Annotated in this window: 17 protein-coding genes; 12 read left to right on the forward strand and 5 right to left on the reverse strand. The window is 70.2% G+C overall.

What is annotated here, in order from left to right:
- Window positions 1–60: 60 nt before the first annotated feature.
- Window positions 61–303, forward strand: a complete 243-nt coding sequence (locus ACFYTS_RS00530; protein ID WP_357282566.1) for a DUF2530 domain-containing protein — start codon at window positions 61–63, stop codon at window positions 301–303.
- Between the two features lie 99 nt (window positions 304–402).
- On the forward strand, window positions 403–1,029 hold the full coding sequence (locus ACFYTS_RS00535) for a TetR/AcrR family transcriptional regulator (protein ID WP_213558181.1): 627 nt from the start codon (window positions 403–405) through the stop codon (window positions 1,027–1,029).
- Window positions 1,030–1,087: 58 nt separating this feature from the next.
- Here ACFYTS_RS00535 and ACFYTS_RS00540 read toward each other — a convergent pair whose 3' ends face one another.
- Both ACFYTS_RS00540 and ACFYTS_RS00545 read right to left on the reverse strand, forming a co-directional pair.
- Window positions 1,088–4,399 (reverse strand): sacsin N-terminal ATP-binding-like domain-containing protein, encoded by a 3,312-nt coding sequence (locus tag ACFYTS_RS00540; RefSeq protein ID WP_387300380.1) that lies wholly within the window; start codon window positions 4,397–4,399, stop codon window positions 1,088–1,090.
- Between the two features lie 216 nt (window positions 4,400–4,615).
- Window positions 4,616–5,803 carry a DUF3027 domain-containing protein gene (locus tag ACFYTS_RS00545; protein ID WP_387300382.1) on the reverse strand — a complete coding sequence of 396 codons (1,188 nt, stop codon included), beginning with the start codon at window positions 5,801–5,803 and terminating at the stop codon, window positions 4,616–4,618.
- A 17-nt stretch (window positions 5,804–5,820) separates the two neighbouring features.
- Between ACFYTS_RS00545 and ACFYTS_RS00550 the strand changes: the two genes are divergently transcribed.
- The 3 genes from ACFYTS_RS00550 (at window position 5,821) to ACFYTS_RS00560 (ending at window position 9,374) form a co-directional block, all read left to right on the forward strand.
- Window positions 5,821–6,615 carry a glutaminyl-peptide cyclotransferase gene (locus ACFYTS_RS00550; protein WP_357282572.1) on the forward strand — a complete coding sequence of 265 codons (795 nt, stop codon included), beginning with the start codon at window positions 5,821–5,823 and terminating at the stop codon, window positions 6,613–6,615.
- A 465-nt stretch (window positions 6,616–7,080) separates the two neighbouring features.
- Window positions 7,081–8,784 (forward strand): MFS transporter, encoded by a 1,704-nt coding sequence (locus ACFYTS_RS00555; RefSeq protein ID WP_387301057.1) that lies wholly within the window; start codon window positions 7,081–7,083, stop codon window positions 8,782–8,784.
- The gene (locus ACFYTS_RS00560) at window positions 8,781–9,374 is read left to right on the forward strand and encodes a DUF2771 family protein (RefSeq protein WP_379272168.1); all 594 of its coding nucleotides are present in this window, start codon (window positions 8,781–8,783) and stop codon (window positions 9,372–9,374) included. Before ACFYTS_RS00555 ends, ACFYTS_RS00560 begins: the two co-directional genes overlap by 4 nt.
- Window positions 9,375–9,471: 97 nt before the next feature.
- On the opposite strand, the gene ACFYTS_RS00565 is transcribed toward ACFYTS_RS00560, so the two are convergent.
- Window positions 9,472–9,912: a cold-shock protein gene (locus ACFYTS_RS00565; protein WP_357282822.1), complete on the reverse strand. Its 441-nt coding sequence runs from the start codon at window positions 9,910–9,912 to the stop codon at window positions 9,472–9,474.
- A gap of 137 nt (window positions 9,913–10,049) precedes the next feature.
- On the opposite strand from ACFYTS_RS00565, the gene ACFYTS_RS00570 reads away from it, so the two are divergent.
- From ACFYTS_RS00570 to ACFYTS_RS00585, 4 genes are all read left to right on the forward strand, one after another.
- Complete coding sequence (locus ACFYTS_RS00570; protein WP_357282580.1) at window positions 10,050–10,280, forward strand: hypothetical protein; 231 nt, start codon at window positions 10,050–10,052, stop codon at window positions 10,278–10,280.
- A 393-nt stretch (window positions 10,281–10,673) separates the two neighbouring features.
- Window positions 10,674–11,309: a transglycosylase family protein gene (locus tag ACFYTS_RS00575; protein WP_357282582.1), complete on the forward strand. Its 636-nt coding sequence runs from the start codon at window positions 10,674–10,676 to the stop codon at window positions 11,307–11,309.
- A gap of 263 nt (window positions 11,310–11,572) precedes the next feature.
- Window positions 11,573–11,767, forward strand: a complete 195-nt coding sequence (locus ACFYTS_RS00580; protein WP_379105784.1) for a hypothetical protein — start codon at window positions 11,573–11,575, stop codon at window positions 11,765–11,767.
- A 232-nt stretch (window positions 11,768–11,999) separates the two neighbouring features.
- On the forward strand, window positions 12,000–14,273 hold the full coding sequence (locus tag ACFYTS_RS00585) for a helicase-associated domain-containing protein (protein WP_387301060.1): 2,274 nt from the start codon (window positions 12,000–12,002) through the stop codon (window positions 14,271–14,273).
- Between the two features lie 142 nt (window positions 14,274–14,415).
- Here ACFYTS_RS00585 and ACFYTS_RS00590 read toward each other — a convergent pair whose 3' ends face one another.
- Window positions 14,416–14,919, reverse strand: a complete 504-nt coding sequence (locus ACFYTS_RS00590; RefSeq protein ID WP_357282585.1) for a hypothetical protein — start codon at window positions 14,917–14,919, stop codon at window positions 14,416–14,418.
- Between the two features lie 359 nt (window positions 14,920–15,278).
- Window positions 15,279–16,841 (reverse strand): cellulase family glycosylhydrolase, encoded by a 1,563-nt coding sequence (locus ACFYTS_RS00595; protein WP_387300386.1) that lies wholly within the window; start codon window positions 16,839–16,841, stop codon window positions 15,279–15,281.
- A gap of 239 nt (window positions 16,842–17,080) precedes the next feature.
- Here ACFYTS_RS00595 and ACFYTS_RS00600 point away from each other — a divergent pair, with 239 nt between their 5' ends.
- Genes ACFYTS_RS00600 through ACFYTS_RS00610 form a run of 3 tightly spaced genes read left to right on the forward strand, consistent with a single transcriptional unit; the run spans window position 17,081 to window position 20,138 of the window.
- Window positions 17,081–18,739 carry a DNA repair helicase XPB gene (locus ACFYTS_RS00600; RefSeq protein WP_357282590.1) on the forward strand — a complete coding sequence of 553 codons (1,659 nt, stop codon included), beginning with the start codon at window positions 17,081–17,083 and terminating at the stop codon, window positions 18,737–18,739.
- A 37-nt stretch (window positions 18,740–18,776) separates the two neighbouring features.
- Complete coding sequence (locus ACFYTS_RS00605) at window positions 18,777–19,445, forward strand: DUF3239 domain-containing protein (RefSeq protein ID WP_357282592.1); 669 nt, start codon at window positions 18,777–18,779, stop codon at window positions 19,443–19,445.
- Between the two features lie 54 nt (window positions 19,446–19,499).
- A complete protein-coding gene (locus tag ACFYTS_RS00610) occupies window positions 19,500–20,138 on the forward strand; it encodes a LysE family translocator (protein ID WP_357089508.1) in 639 nt (212 codons plus the stop codon).
- The last annotated feature ends 37 nt before the right edge of the window (window positions 20,139–20,175 follow it).

A 20,175-nucleotide genomic window follows, 5' to 3' on the forward strand; every position in this document is an offset into this window, starting at 1 on the left:
GTCCAGCGCCGAGCGCCTCGGCGCGCCACCTGAACGGCTCGCGCCCTCTAGTCTGAGGGGGTGACCCCGCCGACCGTCCCGGAGATTCCGCCGCGCTTCACCGATCCGCGTCCCGTACTCCTGGTGGGCGCCATCGGTTTCCTGATCGCGACCATCGCGGTGTGGTTGAACGACGCGTGGGCGACCGCGCGGCCGGTGTGCCTGATGGGATTGGGCGTCGGACTGCTGGGCTACGCCATCTTCGCGATTCAGCGGCGGAGTGCGCGTCGGGGTGATAAAGGCGCACAACGCGGTCTGGATTAGCACGGGGAAGCGACTGGTCATCTGACCAACAAGCGTGCCGAGCAAACTTGTGTAGCCTGCGAATTGACTGCACGCGCCTCGGACGCTTAACTCCCTGGAGTGTCCTCCCGATTGAGCGTCGAAGAACGACGGGCCCACCTTATCGAGGCAGCCATCGGCCTTGCCGAAAAAAAGGGCGTGGCCGGGGTTACCACCCGCGATGTCGCGCAGGCAGCCGGTGTTTCCCTCGGTGTGGTGCATTACTGTTTCGAAAACAAAGATCAGCTGATGACCGAGCTGGTCAAGGCGCTTTCGATGGAATTGCGTGATTCCGTCGACGCCAACGAAACCGTATGGCAGGACGTCGGAACCGGAAAAGCCGCGCTGCAGCAATTGGTGCGCGCCGGCCTGGAACTCATGTGGCTCAACATCGAAGCCACCCCGGAACGACAACTACTCACCTACGAGACCACCACCTACGCGCTACGCGAAGGGGAACAGACCCCCGCCAAACTGGCCATCGCCCGCGAGCAGTACACCTTCAACGACTCGACGGTCGCCGACATCTTCGAGCACGCGCGCGAAGCCACCGACTGCCAGTGGACCGTTCCGGTCGGCACCCTGTCCCGCTTCATCCTCGCCACCATCGACGGCATCGTGCTGCGCTGGCTGGTCGACAACGACAGCGCCGCCGTCCGCGACCAGTTGGACGTCCTCGCCACCACCGTGGCAGCCCACGCGGCCTGACCTGGCTCCTCCTTCTCCTCCGGCGCGGGCAGCGTGATCGCCCGCGCCGGACCCGATCTCAGCGACGCGAGAAATTCTGCGGCTGCCCCTGCACATGGGTGACATCGCCCTCGCGCCACCACGCCACCTCGACCGTGGCCTCGAACGCGCCCGTCAACCGGACCCGCAACTCGTCGTGCACCACGAGATCGCCTGCCGGAAGCGGCATATCGAACTGCAGGCGCAACAACACACCCAGCGGATCCGCGGTCCAGCTGGTCTCACGACCCGTGCTCACCACCTCCGCCGTCACCGCCTCCGAGGCCAGCGGCAGATCCAGCAGGGTGGCCAGCGGACGCGCGCACGCCATGTCCCCGACCACCAGGCGATCCGCGGGCAGCGCCGGACCGAACCACGGGCGATCCAGCACCAGCGCGTCGGCGGCCGGGATCACCTCACCGCTCAGCGCACGTACCTGACCCGGCAGCACCAGGTCCTCGGTGTCCAGCCGGCCCGCGTCCAACGCCTCCGCCAACCGGCGGTAGGTCTGCGAAATCGATTCGGGCGTGGGCACTCTCGCCGGATCGGCCAGCGCGTCGAGCAGCTCCTCGGCGAGCGCGGGCGTCAGCACCTCCGGATCGGCGAGGACACTGCGCAGCACCGCCAGATCCTGCGCGCCGAAGCCCGGCAGCTGCGGGAGCAGGCCCGCGAACAAGGTGTCGTCCGGGTGGCGCAGCAGGCCCAGCGGGATGCCGTCGATGTGCGCGTGATGCCGTAGCCACCAGGCCGTGTAGCCGTCGCGGTCGGCGACCAGGCGGCGGGTGCTCTCCTCGGCCAGCAGCAGGCGCAGGGCCTCCGGCCATTCGGCGTCGTCCACCAGATCCAGGTCGCGGACCGCCACCAGCTCGGACGGATCCTCGACCAGGCTCGCCCACCAGGCCTCCTCGTCGTCGAGGTGATGGTCGGGGCCGGTCGGATCGGACTCGGCGACCAGGGTGAAACCCCAGCCGACGCCGATGGCGCGCAAGGCTTCCGAGCCATAGCGCTCCAGGACCGCGGAATCCACGGTGGAGAACGGCGAATCCGCGACCAGCACCCGATCCAGCGGCGCGCCCGGCAGCAGCAATTCGTCGGCGGGCGTCAATTCGCCGTCCACGTCCGGCAATTCGATCACACCGAGCCAGGACGGCAACACGCCCGGCGCGGCCAGCGAATGCGCGGCCAGACCCAGTACCGCGTCCACGGTGTCGGGATCGCTGGGATCGTCCTCCAGCACCGCCTGCAGGCCCGGATCGTTCAGCAGATCCTCCGGCGTGGCCGGACGCGCGCCCAGGCGGCCCAGCAGCTCGTGCGCCGCCTCCGGATGCGCCAACCGCGCCCAGTGCACCGGAATCGCCTGCTCCAGACGGTCATCCAGCACCACCGTGCGCGGACCCGTCACCAGCCGCCCGTCCACCAGCGGCACCGCCAGCGCGCCCAGCTCCTCCACCGACAGCGGATCCACGGCGAACGACTCCAGGGCGTCGTACAGCGAATACCACCACTGCGGTTCGCGTTCCAGGCCGCCGGACAACTCCGCGATCCGGGCCAGGCCGATCCGGTGCACATCCAGGGCCGCGAGCGCGTCCGCGAACATGCGGCCCGACAACTCCGGAATCACCAGCGGTCCGGTCATCTCCGCCAGCAGATCCGCCAATTCCGTGGTCACGCCGGTGAAAACACACGCCCGCCGCGGCGAGGCCACCCCGATCCGAACCTCCCCGGCCACCGGAATTCCGGCCGGGCGCGATTCATCCACAGCCATCCCCAGCCCGCTGGGGTCGAATTCGGCTGCGCCGGTGGACACGGTCGGGTCCTCGACCCCGGCCAGGTCGGCGGCCCGGGCCAGATCCGCGGCGGCGGCGAGGTCACCGGACTCGGCCGCGCCGTATCCGGCGACCACATCGTGCGGGCCGATGGCGTCATGGGGTTCGACGGCGTCGGAAGGCGCTTCGTCCTCGGGCAGCTCCCACAGCGGCAGCGTCTCGGGCTCGGCGGCCCGGGCCGCGCGTGGCTTGGGGGCAGACACGGCAGCGTCCCTGAGCCCGGCAGGCCCGGCAGCTCCGCCCTGGTTCCCGTCCGCGGGCGTATCCCCGCCCGCGGCAGCACTGTCCGCCGCTGCGGCGGCCGGAGCTCCGGCAGCGAGATCGTCGAGCACCGGGGCGCCCGGTCGTGCCGCACCGGTGGAATCAGCGAGCGCCGCATCGAAATCCAGGGGAGCGAGCGCGGGTTCGTGATCCTGGCCAACCGTGAGGACCGGGAGCCACTCGTTGTCGCGGAGTTCGGCGATGAGGGCTTCACGCAGAACCGCGTCGGTCTCACTGCGGGCGAAACCCGGGGTGGGGACCAGCACCAGGCGGTCGCGGGGCGGCAGGGCGCGGGCGAAGGCGGCGTAGTCGGCCGCGAGCTCGGCCGGGCGGGCGCTCGGGAGCAGGCGGCGGCGGTCGGGCTGCATGGGGATGTCGGCGATGAGGACCGCGGGCAGCGAGAGTTCCTCGTCGGAGCGGGTGGGGGCGCGCAGGACGTCCGGGCGGGCGGCGACCGGGCGGCCGTCACGAACCGGGAGCAGCCAGCGGGCGCGGCCGGTGCGGTACTGCCACCACAGGCGCTCATCGGAATTCGGGCCGGTGACGGTGAGTTCGGTGAGGCCGCCCGCCAGTTCGCGCCGGGTACTGGCGATCTCGTCGTCGCCGATGCGAATGCTGTTCAGGGCGGGCAGTTCCAGCAGCAGGTCGGGCGCCTCGGCGCGCATCTCGGCGAGCAGCTCGCCCGGGTCCACCGATTCGCGCAGGCGCAGCACGATCTCGCTGTCGAAGCCGTCCGCGGGCCGCTCCGCGATGGCCCAGGCCAGGCGCAGCGCGGGCGGCTCGAAATCGCCTGACTGGTCCGGGATCTCGACGCCCTGCACGCCGAGCAACGCCCAGGTCTCGACCCGGGAGAACCGCACCGATCCGCTGGTCGACCGGAACTCCACCTCGTCGGACACGGTCAGCACCGCGGTGAAACCCACCCCGAACTGGCCGACAGCCGCGCCCTCGGTCTTGCCCGAGGCGCGCAGGGCGGTCAGCGCGTGCACACCCGAGACATCCAGCGGCGCACCGCTGTTGGCGATGTGCAGGGTGCGGCCGTCCAGCCAGACCGCGATCCGGCCGGGCACCCCGGCCTTCACCGCCGCGTCGGCGGCATTCTGGGCCAGCTCGGTCAGCAGCCGGTCCCGGTATCCGGCCCGCACCAGATCCGCCTCGGTGGCGGCGTCCTCCCGCAACCGGGTGGGCGAGCCGCGCCAGGCGGCCACCACTCCGGCGCGCAATTCCGCCGTGCCGAACGGATCCTCGAATTCGGTCGCGACCACGCCCTACGCCCTTTCCCGAAAGCGGTTGTTGGCACGCCAAGGCCAAGCATCCGGGGTATTACACAGGATCCGGCGCGATCCACCGAAATCCACGCTTCGTCACGACCGCACCGGCGACACCGTCATCGCCGGCGCGACCACGCTCCCGAGGTCGGTCGGCCCCGCTGTCACGCTGCCCGGCAGCACCGCCGGGCGGTGTCACGACCGGGCTCGGCGCTACTCCGCCGACCCGGTCTCCGGTTCGACCGACACCGCGGTCACCGCCCACGCGTCGTCGTACACCGCATCCGGATCGGCCGCCTCGAACACGCCGGGATCGGCCTGCTCGGCCTCGGTCTCCCCCGTCGCGGCGGACTCGCCCTCCGCGACGGCGATCTCGGTCACCTCGACATCGGCTTCCGCCACACCGGCCGCCACATCCGCGGACTCGGTCGCGGTCTGTTCGTCGGCGGGCTCGGGAGCGGTCTCGGCGTCGGAGGAGGGGTCGGGGTCGCCGGCGCCGGCCTCGGACTCTCCGGCCGCGGCGGACTCGCCTTCGGCGGCGCTCCGCGGCTCGGCGGCATCGCCCGATTCAGTCTCGGCCGCAGCGTTTTCCGCACCCTCGGCCGCACCGGATTCGCCGGATTCGTCCTCTACAGCCGCGATTTCCGGGCGAAGCTCCGCGAGCGGGATCAGTTCCACGGCGGCATCGTCGTACGCCTCGTACAGCGGGGAGCCGTTGCCGGTGGGCAGTTCCACGTCCGAATGCGCGCCGCAGCCGTAGGCCACGTGCACGACACGCCCGTCCGCGCCCATGGCATTGCCGCACACGCCGAAGGCGGCGCGCAGAGAACCGGCGAGGGGGACGTAGAAGCCGCAGCGCCCGCAGGTGGACGGTGCGGAACGGGCCATATCGGTGTCGGGGCCGAATTCGGAGAACCAGCGGTCCGCGGCTTCCTCACGGCCCTCGCGGGACAGCACCCGGGTGCGGCCGAGGCCGATCTCGAGCGCGACCTCGTCGACGGCCGGGTCGCCGGTGGCGACGTAGCCGGGCACCAGGCGCGGGTCGTTCGGCCGCGGGGCCAGCAGGTCGCCGGGGGCGAGATCGCCGGGGCGGATGCGCTGGTCCCACGGGATGAAGTCGGGGGCCACCAGGGCGTCGGGGCCCGGCAGCAGGGCCGACTCGCTGACGGTGGCGACCGTCGCCTCCGGCGGGGCCGCCACCACGACCGCCCACTGCCAGCCGTGATAGCCGGGCAGGGTGGCCTCGAAGTGATGGGTGGCCGAGGATTCGTCCTCGCCCGTCACGCCCAGATGCGCGCCCACGCCGACCGGCTCCAGATCCAGCAGCGCACGGCGGGCCAGCTGGACCGCCTCCGCCAGGATCGGCCGCACACCGGACTCCGAAACTCCAACCGCGCTCACGCCCTACATTTTGCCGTATGGAGCGCAAACACCGTGCACCGGTAGCGGCCGCCACGATCACGCTGTCCACGGCCCTGGCCCTGGCCGGGACCATCACCGGCTGCACCAGCGCCGACAACACGCCGAAGTGGCGTGTCGAGGTGGTCGCGACACGGCCGCACGACCCGGGCGCGTTCACCGAAGGATTGGAAGCCGATGGGTCGGTTCTCTATGAGGGCACCGGACTCTCCGGCCATTCGTCCGTCGTGTCCACCGACCTGAACACCGGAGCCGAACTCGCCCGCGCCGACCTGCCCGCCCCGCTGTTCGGCGAAGGCGTCACCCGCGCCGGCGACCTGCTCTGGCAGCTCACCTGGAAGGACGGGCTCGCCATCGCCCGAAACCCGGCCACCCTGGCCGAGATCCGCACCGCCCGCTTCGACGGCGAGGGCTGGGGCCTGTGCACGCGCGGCGATCGCGTCGTCATGAGCGATGGGAGTTCCACCCTGACCTTCCGCGATCCGCGGACCTTCGCCGTCACCGGGACGGTCGCGCTCACCAGCCACGAGAACGTTCACCTCAACGAACTGGATTGCGCCCCGGACGGTTCCGTCTACGCCAATACCTGGGCCACCGACACGATCCTGCGCATCGACCCCGACACCGGTGACGTACTGGCGAGCATCGACGCCTCCGGACTGCTGCCGAACAGCGCCCGCACCCCCGACACGGATGTCCTCAACGGCATCGCCCATCTGCCCGGCACCGATCGCTTCCTGCTCACCGGCAAGAAGTGGCCCACCTCCTACGAAGTCCGCTTCGTTCCCGCCTGAACCGCCAGAAAAACGACCGGTCTCTCCAACTTGTGGCGTCCCACACCGGCGGTAGTGCAGCCGCATGCCGATGGCACTGCAAGAATTGGGGGCGTGACTGCTCCCCGTGACCCCGGTGCCGATCCCGGTCGCTGGGGCGACGAGGACTCACCCATGATCGAACGGCATCCGGGGTACGACCGCTATCCGCCCGCGAACCGCGCCGGGCGGCGGCCCGCGTCGCCGCGCGACCAGGAGGACGTGCCGGAATTCCTCACCCGGCGCGCACCCACCCGACCCGCCGAACCGTCCTCGGGGGTGCGCAGCGAACCCGCGCGCGACCGCGGCGGCGACGCACCGCGCGAACCGGAGGCCAGGACCTCGCGCTGGGCCCAGCGCCGCCACGGCAAATCCGATCCCGGTGACAACCCTCCGACCCGGCCCTACGAGACCCAGCCGTCCCGGGGAACCGGGGACGAGCCCGAGATGTGGCAGCAGCCGCACGACTTCAACACCACCCGGCGGGTGCGCTACGACCCCGCCTCGGGACACGCCCAGGAGCCCGAGAACTCGCAGCCGCGCGGGCACACGCCACCGCGGCACGACCCGAAACCCACGGGCACGCCCGGGCCCGAGGGCCGCGACACCACCGCCGACTCCTCGGAAACGGCTCATACGCAGCAGCTTTCGCCCGGTGACACCCCCGATGCCCACGACAGCGGCGGGCTGCACAAGCCGCCCCGGAAGCTGACCGTCACCCGGGTCGCGGCGCGGCGCAGCATCGAACTGACGCAGAGCGGTTTCGCGACCTTCCAGCGCGCCGCCAAGGCCGACGGCGCGGAGGAGTCCGGCCTCACCGCGCTCGTGTACGCCACCATGGCGAACTTCGCGACCGACGCCGCCATCGCGGTGGCCCTGGCCAATACGTTGTTCTTCGCCAGCGCGACCGCGGAATCGGTCACCAAGGTGGCGCTGTACCTGGTGATCACCATCGCCCCGTTCGCGGTCATCGCACCGGTGATCGGCCCGATGCTGGACCGCCTGCAGCACGGCCGCCGGATCGCGCTGGCGGGTTCGTTCGCGATCCGCGTGCTGGTGGCCGGACTGCTCATCTTCAATATCGACAACTGGGCGCTGTACCCGCTGGCCCTGTGCATGATGGTGCTCAGCAAGTCGTTCTCGGTGCTGAAGTCCGCGGTCACCCCGCGCGTCTTGCCTCCGGGAATCGACCTGGTGCGCACCAACTCTCGCCTCACCGTCTTCGGACTGGTCGGCGGCACCCTGTGCGCGGGCGGCGTGGCCGCGCTGATCGCCAAGGTGACCGGCTCGACCGGTGCGCTGCTGTTCGCGGCCGCGCTGGCCGCCGCCGGCATGTTCCTGAGCCTGCGCATCCCGGCCTGGGTGGAGAACACCGAGGGCGAGGTGCCCGCCACCCTGGGCTACCACGGCGACGACTCCCGCACCGAGGTGCTGGACCCGAGCCGGGCCGGGGACGTGCCGCCCACCAAACGCCGTCAGCCGCTGGGCCGTTCGGTGGTGACCGGCCTGTGGGGCAACAGCACGGTGCGCGTGCTGACCGGCTTCCTCACCTTCTATGTGGCATTCGTGGTCAAGGCCACCGACAAACACGGCGTGCAGCAGATCGCCATGCTGGGCATCGTCGGCGCGGCCGCGGCCATCGGCAATTTCGCCGGCAATGCGACGGGCGCCCGCATGAAACTCGGCCGCCCCCAGCTGATCGTGCTGATCTGCACCGTCGCCTGCGTCGCCGCCGCCATCGCCGCGGCGGTCCTGGACAGCCTGCTGGGCGCGGCGCTCGCCACGCTGATCGCGGCGGGCGCGAGCGCGCTGGCCAAGGTGTCACTGGACGCCTCCATCCAGGACGATCTGCCCCCGGAATCGGTCGCGTCCGGTTTCGGCCGCTCCGAGACCGTCCTGCAGCTGGCATGGGTCTTCGGCGGCGCGCTGGGCGTCCTGCTGCCCACCCTGTGGATGCCGACCATGTGGTGGAAGGGATTCGCCGTGGTCTCCGTCATCATGGCGCTGGGCTTGATACAGACCGTGGTCAGCTACCGTGGTCATTCGCTGCTGCCCGGTTTGGGTGGTAACCGACCTCAGCACGCCAAGCAGGAGATTCCCGGTGCGCACGGCGCGGGGAACCCACCCAGTAACGGACAGGAAACCCGGTGAGCCAACCCAAAGCCCGCACGATCATCGCTCTGCTGGCGGTTCTAGCCGTGGTGGCCGTGGCCTATTTCGCCGCGATCGTGGTCATCGCCCGCCACACCGACAAGTCCGAGCCCGCGATCACCGCGTACGCGCACGGCAAGTCCGTGACGGTCGAGCCCTTCCTGTACTGCGACCTCGAGGTGTCCAAGGAACGCCTCTCGATGGGCAAGTGCAACACCACCGAGGCGGTGTCCGACCTCGACGTGCCGCCCGGCTCCACCATCCAGCTGTCGCTGCCCAAGGAGATCGTCGACGCGCCCTGGGAGCTGCTGATCGGCTACCGCCTGCCGAACAACAAGGCCGACGCGGAGATCCTCACCTACAAGGAGCCGTGGAAGCTGTCCGGCAAGCCGGAGCGCGACCAGGACTCCAAGTGGGACAAGCCGCGCACGCTGACCATCAAGACCCCCGCCAACGAGGGCGTGAAGCTGGCCATCATGGAGCTGCACCTGCCCATTCCGGCGCGCGACGAGGCCGGCAACGAGGGCGTCATCTCCCGCGGCATCTGGGCGGTGCACACCCCCGCGTTCGATCCCGCGCTGTTCAGCTGAGCTCGGCCGGACCCGGGAAACCGGGTCCGCCCCAACGTGAATCGGGCCCCGGTGATCGAATCACCGGGGCCCGATTGCCGTTTCGAGCGCGTGCGACCTAGTGGTCGAGCTCGCGCGCCACGCCACGCACCACTTCGGCGATGCGCTGGGCGGTCTTGCGGTCCGGGTACTTGCCGCGACGCAGATCCGGCTGCACCTTGGTCTCCAGCAGCGTGATCATGTCCTCGATGAGGCCGTGCAGCTCGTCGGGCGACTTCCGGTTGACGGGGGCGCCGTCGGTGCGGCCGCCGCGACCACCGCGCTCGCCCCGGCCGCCGCGCTCCTCGCGCAGGGTGGGGGTCTCCAGCAGCTTCAGCGAAAGCGCCTGCGGGCCACGGCGACCCGCGGCCATACCGAACTCGACACGCTGGCCGGGCTTGAGCGCCTCGACACCGTCGGGCAGCGCCGACGATCGAACATAGACGTCTTCTCCCTCATCCTGGGACAGGAAGCCGAAGCCCTTTTCGACGTCGTACCACTTCACCTTGCCGGTCGGCACTGCGCTCACCCGTTCGTCATTCCAGCCCGGAGCAACCGGGCAAAAGAACGCGCCCCACACAGCTATGCAGGACGCGACTGAACTCCGAGTCTACCCCGGTGCGAATAGCCCGAGCACATCAGTTTTACGGTCGAGAGGTGTCCGACACTTCTTCCGAGCAGGCCCCTCGCCGTTCCGCGGGCTGGCTGCTCTACATCGCCATGGGGCTGTTCGCGATCGGATTGCTGGCGGTCTTCGCCATCTTCGGCGTCGGGCTGCTGACCGATTCGAAGCCGGGGGTGTGGCTGTACCTGCTCGCCATGTGCGCGCCGCTCGGCTTCCTGCTGTCGATCGTCTACGCGCTGTGGTCGGGGCGCAAGGCGCGCTGAGATTGCCCAGTTCGTTACCCGGCCACGCCTGTGATCTTCGTCACATAACGAGAGGGTCACGGAGTGGTGACAGACCCCTATCGGCCGAGACTCACCGTGACCACCTGCACAGAAGCCCTGTGGAACCCGTTGCGCCGGTAAAAGACCCGAACGGACACGACGGTTACCAAATGGTGATTTTTCGCGGCGAGCGTCGTAATGTTCTCCACCAGCCGGGTCAGCCCGGCGCCACCGGCCCGCCGCACCGAACTTCGCCCCGCGGGTACGGACCCCCAACTGGAACGAGGGGCGAAGACGAGGCATAGCGCACAGCCAGTGCGCCGGGCCGGACGACCTCTCAGTCCGACCCCGGTAGTCGGTCTCGCAGGCGCGTACGAGAGGAAAGACCCGAAAATGAGTGGACGCCATCGCAAGCCGACCAACACCGGCCGCACTGTCGCCAAGGTTGCCCTGACCGGCATCGCTCTCGGCGGCGCGGGAGTGGCCATGGCAGGAAACGCCAGCGCGGCACCCGACTCCGACTGGGACAAGCTCGCACAGTGCGAAGCCGGCGGTAACTGGGGCATCAACACCGGCAACGGTTTCCAGGGCGGACTGCAGTTCTCCCCCGGCACCTGGACCGCCCACGGCGGCGGCGAGTACGCCGCGACCGCTAACCAGGCCACCCGTGAACAGCAGATCGCGGTCGCCGAGAAGGTGCTCGCCACGCAGGGCTGGGGCGCTTGGCCCGCCTGCTCCTCGAGCCTCGGCCTCTCCAGCTCCGCCACCCCGCGTACGGCCCCCGCGCCCGCCGCGTCCGACGTCCCGCAGTGGGCCCCGCAGCAGCAGGCCGGCCCCGGCAGCGCCACCAACGGCACGCAGGAAGTCTTCCAGGCCGTCGACCGCGCGATCGCGGTCGCCCAGCAGCAGGGCATTCAGATCCCGCAGCCCGCACTGGATTTCCTCAACGCCACCAAGGCCAATGGCACCCAGCTCGATCCGGGCGTCGTGAACTTCTTCCAGGCGAACAAGGGCCTGCTGCCCCAGTAGGCAGCGCCCCGTTCGCTCCCCGAAGGCCCCCATCAATGACGATGGGGGCCTTCGTCGTTCCCGCTCCGGGATTCCCTCCGGTTCGAGGCCCGCCTCGGCCCGGACTGCGCTCCGCCTCCCGGCGCTTGGAGCGGGGAGCGAAGCGGAGGCGGGAAGACCGAGGTAACGAAGACCGAGGTAACAGGGCCTCGAACACGCCGCAGCGAAGCGGAGGCAAACAGACACAGTGCCGGGGAGGGCGGCCGGTGGGTGCTCATGCCAGAATGAGCGGCGTGGTGAACAAATCGAACAAACCCTATGTGGACAACGGCTGGCCGGAGACCAACGGCGATCACGCGGTCACCGAGCTCTCCTCGACCCGCTCCGGTGGACTCTCCCCCTACGGCGAGGACATGGAGTTCCCGCTGCCGGTCGAGCAGCTGCCCTACGTGCACCCGCACACCATCGTCAACCGCTGATCCGTCGTACCGACCGATATGCGGTTGACGGCGCTCGTTCCCGAGCGACCGCCGCGCGTACGACTCCAGGCCCTGTCTACCGCCTGGTGGCCGCGGCGGTCGCTGAACCGCGCCCACACTCCCCGACGGATCGGGTGAAGTGACCGAAACCCCCACCCCGACGGGCGACCCGGACGCGCCCGCCGATTCCACGGCCACGGCCAAGCCCGCGAAATCCGCCAAATCCGCGGATCTGACGCTGGCCGAGTGGCTTTCCAAGCGCGGCGACGACGAACTCGTGACGCTGCTGGAGCTGCGTCCCGACCTGGCCGTCCCGCTGCCCGCCTCGATGGCGGTGCTGGCCGCCCGCACCGAACAGCGCGCCTCGGTGCTGCGCGCGGGCGACGAGCTGAACACCCTCGACTTCGCCGTCATCGAAACCCTTGTGGTGCAAGGAGCCGGGGACGGCCGCCACGGCGCTCCCCTCCCCGCCAAGACGTTGCGCAAGCTGCTCTCGGACCGGGTGCCCGCCGCGCCCGTGAACGCGGCGCTGGCCAAGCTGCGCGCCCGCGCCCTGGTCTGGGGTCCCGACACCGCCCTGCGCGTGTCACCGGCCGCGCAGGAGGCCCTGCCCTGGCCGCTGGGCAGCACCACCGAATTGCCGGACTCACTCACCGAACCCGAGATCAGCGCCGCCCTGGCCGCGTCCACGCCACAGGAACGCGCACTGCTGGACAAGCTGGCGAGCACCGGCCCGCGCGGCCGCACCCGCGACGCCGCGCCCGGCACTCCCGACGACCGTCCGGTGCAGCGGCTGCTGGCGCACCGGCTGCTCAACTGGATCGACGAGGAGACCGTGGAGCTGCCGGTCTCGGTCGGGCAGGTGCTGCGCAACGAGCCGGTCACCGATCCGCACGCGCTCGCGGCCCCGCACCCCGACACCACCAAGCACGCCCCCGCCGACATCAACGCGGTGGCCGCGGGCGAGGTGGGGGAACTGTTGCGGCACAGCGCCTCCGTGCTGGAGGTGCTCGGCCGCGCGCCCGCCCCGGTACTGCGGTCGGGCGGCCTCGGGGTGCGCGAGTTACGCCGGGTCGCCAAGCAGACCGGCATCGACGAGGACCGGCTCGGCCTGCTCGCCGAGATCCTGGCCGCCGCCCGCCTGATCGACAAGGGCACCCCCGAACCCGCACCCGACAGCGACGGCACCGATGACTTCTGGACGCCGACCACCACCTCCGACGCCTGGCTGGCCGTGGTGCCCTCGCGCCGCTGGGCGGTGCTGGCGCAGGCCTGGCTGGAACTGGACCGGCTGCCGTGGATGATCGGGCTGCGCGACGCCAACGACAAACCCCTGGCGGCGCTCTCGGCGGAGCTGCGCACCGTGTACGCGGTCCGCGACCGGCACGCCGTCCTGGGCCTGCTGGCCGAATTCCCGCCCGGCACCGAGGTTTCCGCCGCCGACCTGGGCCGCATCCTGGCCTGGCGGGAACCACGCCGGCGCCGCCACTACCGGCTGGAGGCGGTGCGCGCCACCCTCGCCGAGGCCGAGGCGCTCGGACTGCTGGCGCGCGGCGCGGTCACCTCCGCGGGGCGCGCCCTGCTGCACGGCAGTCCCGAGGACGCCGAATCGGAGATGGCGATCGCGCTGCCCGAACCGGTGGATCACGTGCTGGTGCAGGCGGATCTGACGGTCATCGCGCCCGGCCCGCTGGTGCCCGAACTGCAGGACCGGATCGCCATGGTCGCCGACGTCGAATCGGCGGGCGCGGCCACGGTGTACCGGATCGGTGAGACCTCGGTGCGCCGCGCCCTGGACGCCGGGGCCACGTCCGCGGAACTGCACCACCTGTTCACCACCCACTCCCGCACCCCGGTCCCCCAGTCGCTGACCTACCTCATCGACGATGTGGCCCGCCGCCACGGCCGCCTGCGCGCGGGCATGGCCCAGAGTTTCGTGCGCAGCGACGATCCCACCCTGCTCGCCGAGGTACTCGCCGCGCCGGTCGCCGGGGAACTGGCCCTGCGCGCGGTGGCCCCGACGGTCGCCATCTCCCAGGCCCCGCTGGGCGAGGTGCTGGAACGCTTACGGGCCGCCGGATTCAGCCCCGCGGGCGAGGATTCCGCAGGCGCCATCGTGGACCTGCGGCCGCGCGGCGCGCGCCTGCCCGCCCGGCAGCGCCCGCACCCGAATTGGCGACCCAACCCGCCCAGCACCGACCAGCTGCGATCCCTGGTGGCCGAACTGCGCGCGAGCGAGCGCGCCGCGCATGCCCGTGCCGGGCAGACGGTTCGCTCCGACGGCTCCCGCACCAGCACCCAGGCCACCCTGAACCTGCTCCAGCTGGCCGCCCGCACCCGCCGCCGCGTCCACATCGGCTATGTGGACGCCCAGGGCGTCGCCTCACAGCGCGTGGTGGAGCCGCTCAAGGTCGGCGGCGGGCAACTCGACGCCCTGGACCCGGTCACGGGCGCGGTCCGCCACTTCACGCTGCACCGCATCGCCTCGGTCGCCCTGGTGGAATAGGAAAAGCCCGGCACCCGAACGGCATTGGTGATGCCGATGAGTACCGGGCCGATCCTTGGGGCGCAACCCCTTGGAGGGTTTCCCGGGTTCGGGGCGAGGCCCGGCCGCGGAGAGGGGGAGGACCGAGTCCCGAGAGCTGGGCCTACCCCTTGGGGTTGCCCAGGCAGAAGGTGGTCTTCGGCTCGGGGACGATGCGGAACCCGATCGCGGTGCTCGGGTCGCAGGCGAACTCGTCGGCCTGGCCGTCGATCCGGTCGATCACCTTGAACGAGGCTTCCGGAGCCGTGCACGCCACGAACTTGTAGCCGGTGGTCTGGCTCTCGTTGTAGCAGGAGCCCTTCTTGAAGTTGGGGCTCAGGCATAGGAAGGCCGTGGTGCCGCCGTTGAGGGTCTCCTCGTAGGAGGTCTGCTCTTCCTTGCAGTCGGTCTTCTTGTCCGCGACCGCGGCGACCTTGTAGACCGCCTTCTGGTCGGAGCAGTCGACGGGCGCGGTCTTGGAGTCGGTGGCCGAGCCCTCGATCACATTGATGCAGTCACCGACCTTGGACTTGGCGGTGTCGGACTTGCTGGCGTTCTGGAGCGCCGAACAGCCGGAAACGGCGAACACGGCCACGGCCACCGCCACGAGGGCGAGCACGAGACGCACCAACGGCCTCGTTCCTGCGAGCTTCACTAGCGAAAACCTTTCTCACCGAACCGTTCACGGCTGTGAACGCGGTGAGAATACCTGTGTGCCGCCCGGACCCGCATCCGACGCCGGGTTATGTCCGGACGACATCACCGATCAGTGCCCGCGATTCAGTGCAGCAGCATGGACAATCCGCGCATACCCAGCCACGAGAGGTTCACGAGCAGGGTGGGCAGGGTGCTGAGCATCGGCAGGCCGAAATACAACATGGTTACCTCTCGATCGACAAACTGGGCACGCGACCAACAGCGCCCCTTTGCCGTGTGTCGATATCCGCGCCCCACTCGTTACACAAGCGGGGCAATAGCTTTCGCGCATCATTGCGCCGAACCGGATCCCGATCCGCTGCCGGACCCGGAATCCGCGGAGCCGCTCGCCGAACCGCTGCCCGCCGAACCGCTCGCCGACCCACTGGCCGAACCCGTCCCGATCGGACCGGTGGGCACGGTCGCGCCCTTCGAGCCCGGACGGTTGATGTACACGGTCACCGGCGTCGACGCGTCGGCCTCCACCGTCACCACCCGCGCACCCGGCGCGGAGGTCACGTGGCCGCCCTCGACCCGCACCGCGTAGCCATCCGGATAGTGGACATCCGAGGCGTAGATCTCCGTGGTCCCCGCGCGCGGGGTGTACCGGTAGGCGAAGTCACCGGTGTCCGGATCGAAGATCATCCGCCCGGGCGTGCCCGCGGTCGCCCGCGGATAGGTACGCACCAGCTGCTTGCCGACGTCCCCGAGGAACGGATCCGGCTTCGGCCCGCCCGCCCCGAAACGGGAGGAATAGTGCCAGTACTGCCAGCTCGCGAACCGCTCGTCCGCGCGGACCAGGGTATTGCGCAGCACCGTCGCGTCGCCGTCACCGAATTCGGTGACCAGTGTCGGCAATTGGGTGCGCGCGGTGAGAGCGTCGATATTGCCCCAGGTCTTGTCCTGCTGCAGCGGGCACAGGCCGCGCAGGAACGTGGGCAGGCCCATGTAGATGGCCATCTGGCTGGGCATGCAGTAGTCGTGCGGCGCGAACGCGATGTTCGGGGCGCTGATCGGCGGATTCTTGCCCAGGTTGCTGGGCATGGTCTCGTTCCAGGTGACGTTGGGCTCCCACAGCACCATGAGGTCGCCATTGCTCCCGCGCACCGCGTCGGTCAGCTTCTGCATGGCCGCTTGGTATTTCACGTCGAAGCCCGGGCAGCCGTTGGGGAAGCAGGACAGGAACGCGCTCCCCGGCCACGGCTCGTTGAGCAGTTCGATTCCCATCGCGCCGGGGTGGCCGCTCATCTTCGCGGCGAGCGCGCCGAGCGCCTGGCCGAGGTAGTCGAGGGCGCCGTAGGAGTTGTTCCACACCTCGTCCCAGCCCGCGTTCATGCTGGGCATCAGGTAGTAGAGGGGGAAGCCGAGATTGGGCTCCCCCGCTCCCGGGCGGGCGTGGAGGGACCACTCCGGAAAACCGTTCCCGCCCCACACCTCGGACAACCCGTCCTGATGGTTGTCGAGCACGGTGTGGATCCCGTACTCCGCCAGGGTGTCCACGATGTCCGCGACCCGATCCAGATACCCGGTGTCGACGACGCCCTTGGTCGGCATCAGCCCGTCGAAGGACACGCCCAGCCGGACGGTGTTGAAGCCGTGGCGAGCGAGCAGCGCCGCGTCATCCGCGGTGACGGTGAGGCCGTCCCCCGCCTGGAGGAAGGGCGGTTCCTTGTCGACATTGTTGACCCCGTGCAGCAGCACGACCCGGCCGCTGTCGTCCACGAAGTGCGAGCCGTCGGTGTGGATCCGCCCGATCGAGGTGGCGGTGGGCGCGGCGTCCGCGACGACCGCGGAGGCCATCACCCCGCCCGCGACGGCGGCGGCGAGCAGCCCGCGCGTCCAGCGTCTCTGCATTCTTTTCAGTTCCCTTGGGTCAAACGTCCAAATGGACAAGCGTCCAATTTTTGAGTGATCGTAGCCACCAGAACTCTGGTCTTGACCGATTTCATCGAATCCCGCGCGACGCATCGGCCCGGTCAGGGGCGTCATCGACCGTGGATCCGGGCACGGGACGCAGGTCACGTGGCTTTGTCGGTGGCTTCCTGGAGAATGGTCAAGGCCCGTTCGGGCCCGGATCAAGCCAGGAGGTGTTCGTGACCGACGGTCCACTCATCGTGCAGAGTGACAAAACGCTGCTGCTGGAGGTCGATCATGAGTCGGCCGGCGCGGCGCGGCAGGCCATCGCGCCGTTCGCGGAGCTCGAACGCGCGCCCGAGCACGTGCACACCTATCGGGTGACGCCGCTCGCGCTGTGGAACGCGCGGGCCGCCGGGCACGACGCCGAGCAGGTGGTCGACGCACTGGTCAGCTTCAGCCGGTACGCGGTGCCGCAGCCGCTGCTGGTCGACATCGTCGACACCATGGCCCGCTACGGGCGGCTGCAGTTGATGAAGCATCCGGCGCACGGGCTGGTCCTGGTCAGCCTGGATCGCGCGGTGCTGGAGGAGATCCTGCGGCACAAGAAGATTCAGCCCATGCTGGGCGCGCGCATCGACGACGACACGGTGATCGTGCATCCGTCCGAGCGCGGCCGCATCAAGCAGATGCTGCTCAAGGTCGGCTGGCCCGCCGAGGACCTGGCCGGCTACGTCGACGGCGAGGCGCACCAGATCGACCTGGACTACCAGTCCAGCAACTGGCATCTGCGCGACTATCAGGAACTGGCCGCGGAGTCGTTCTGGGCGGGCGGCTCCGGCGTGGTGGTGCTGCCGTGCGGCGCGGGCAAGACCATGGTGGGCGCGGCGGCGATGGCGAAGGCCAAGGCCACCACGCTGATCCTGGTCACCAATACCGTGGCCGGGCGGCAGTGGCGGCGCGAGCTGCTGGCCCGCACCTCGCTGACCGAGGACGAGATCGGCGAGTACTCCGGGGAGCGCAAGGAGATCCGTCCGGTCACCATCGCCACCTATCAGGTGATCACGCGCAAGACCAAGGGCGAGTACCGGCATCTCGAGCTGTTCGACAGCCGCGACTGGGGCCTGGTCATCTACGACGAGGTGCACCTGCTGCCCGCCCCGGTCTTCCGGATGACCGCGGATCTGCAGTCGCGCCGCCGGCTCGGGCTGACCGCCACCCTGGTGCGCGAGGACGGCCGCGAGGGCGACGTGTTCTCGCTGATCGGCCCGAAGCGCTATGACGCGCCGTGGAAGGACATCGAGTCGCAGGGCTGGATCGCGCCCGCGGACTGCGTCGAGGTGCGGGTCACCCTGACCGATGCCGAGCGCATGGCCTACGCCACCGCCGAGCCGGAGGAGCGCTACAAGCTGTGCTCCACCGCGCGCACCAAACTGCCGGTGGTGGAGTCGATCCTGGCCCGGCACAAGGACGCGCCGAGTCTGGTGATCGGGGCCTACCTGGACCAGCTGGACGAGCTGGGCGAGCACCTGAACGCCCCGGTCATCCAGGGTTCCACCCGCACCAAGGAGCGCGAGGAGCTGTTCGACGCCTTCCGCCGCGGCGAGATCCCGGTGCTGGTGGTGTCGAAGGTGGCCAACTTCTCCATCGACCTGCCGGAAGCCTCGGTGGCGGTGCAGGTTTCGGGCACCTTCGGGTCGCGCCAGGAGGAGGCGCAACGGCTCGGGCGGCTGTTGCGGCCGAAACACGACGGCGGCCAAGCTCACTTCTATTCCGTGGTCGCACGTGACACGCTGGACGCCGAGTATGCCGCGCACCGGCAGCGTTTCCTGGCCGAGCAGGGGTATGCCTATCGCATCACCGATGCGGACGACCTGCTGGGTCCGACGATAGGATAAGTGGAGGAAGAGCCTCCATAAGGCGGGAGGGACGTACGTGCGGCGCTTCGAATTCGCGGTGGACCGCGACCATGCTCGGGCGGTCAACGAGGTGGTCGCGTATCTGCGACGACTCCGCATCTGGGCATACACGGCGGCCACCGCGCTGGGACTGGGCACCGCGTTCCTGATCTGGGTCAACCACCCGTGGTCCTGGCTGCTGGCGGTGGCCTTCCTGGCCGCCGCGGTGACCGCGCTGTTCATCGGGTACTGGATGCCGCATCGCGGCCGGGTGGACAAGCTCTACGCCGCGGGCGCCCTGGTGCCCGCGGTGGTGTCGGAGACCCACGGGGACGGGGCCACCCTGCTGGCCCTGGTCGATCTGGCCAAGCCGAACGCCCCCGGCCCCCGCTACGCCCTGGTGACCCGCACGGTCCGTTCCCTCCCCGGGCACCGGGCCCGCACCGGGGAACGGGTACCGGCGGTGACGGTTCGCGTGGACCGCGCCCCCGGCCCGGTCGGCGACCTGTGGCAGTCGGTGAGCGCCATGCCCATCGCCTGGGGCACCCGGGACCTGAACATCATCGAACGCGCCCGCGAGGCCATCCACGAGGTCGAGTGGAAGCTGCTCACCGACAATCTGGATCTGGCCACCAAGGTGCGCGGCGCGGACGCCAAGCGCCTGCTGCTGGATCCGCAGCAGCTGCCGGAGGAGTTGCGCGGCTGAGCGATCCGCTCCGAACCCGCGATTTTCGCTTGCGCCGCTTCGTAGGATGGGGTGATGGTTCCCGTCACGAATCTGGTGGCGTTTCTGATCGCGGCCGTCGCGCTGATCGTAATCCCCGGCCCCGGAGTGCTTTTCGTCATCGGCCGGGCGCTGTCCTACGGGCGGCGGGCCGCGCTGCTGTCCGTGCTCGGCCATTCCCTGGGCGTCCTCGGCGTCATGGTGCTGGTCGCGGCCGGTCTGGGCACGCTGCTGGCCGCGTCCGCGATCGCGCTGGCGATCGTGAAGTTCGCGGGCGCGCTCTATCTCATCTACCTCGGGGTGCAGGCGATCCGGGATCGACGCGCGCTGCGGGAGGCGTTCCAGGCGCGGGCCGAGCCGGTCGGCACCGGCCGGGCGCTGCGGCAGTCGATGCTGGTGGGCGTCACCAATCCGAAGGCGATCATCTTCTTCTCCGCGGTGCTGCCGCAGTTCGTGGCCCCGCACGCCGGCCCGGTCCCGGTGCAGATGCTGATCCTCGGGCTGCTGTTCATCGCCGTCGCGCTGGTCTCCGACTCGGTGTGGGCGCTGGCGGCGGGTTCGGCTCGGGAATGGTTCGCGCGCTCGCCGAAGCGGCTGGAGGCGGTCGGCGGCGCGGGCGGGGTGATGATCATCGGCCTGGGGGCGAGCGTGGCCGTGTCGGGCAGCGGTAGCTGAGTCCGCAGCCGATTAGCATCAGCTCGTCGGCACTCGT

The sequence above is a fragment of the Nocardia sp. NPDC004151 genome (assembly GCF_042874235.1).
Classification (GTDB): Bacteria; Actinomycetota; Actinomycetes; order Mycobacteriales; family Mycobacteriaceae; genus Nocardia.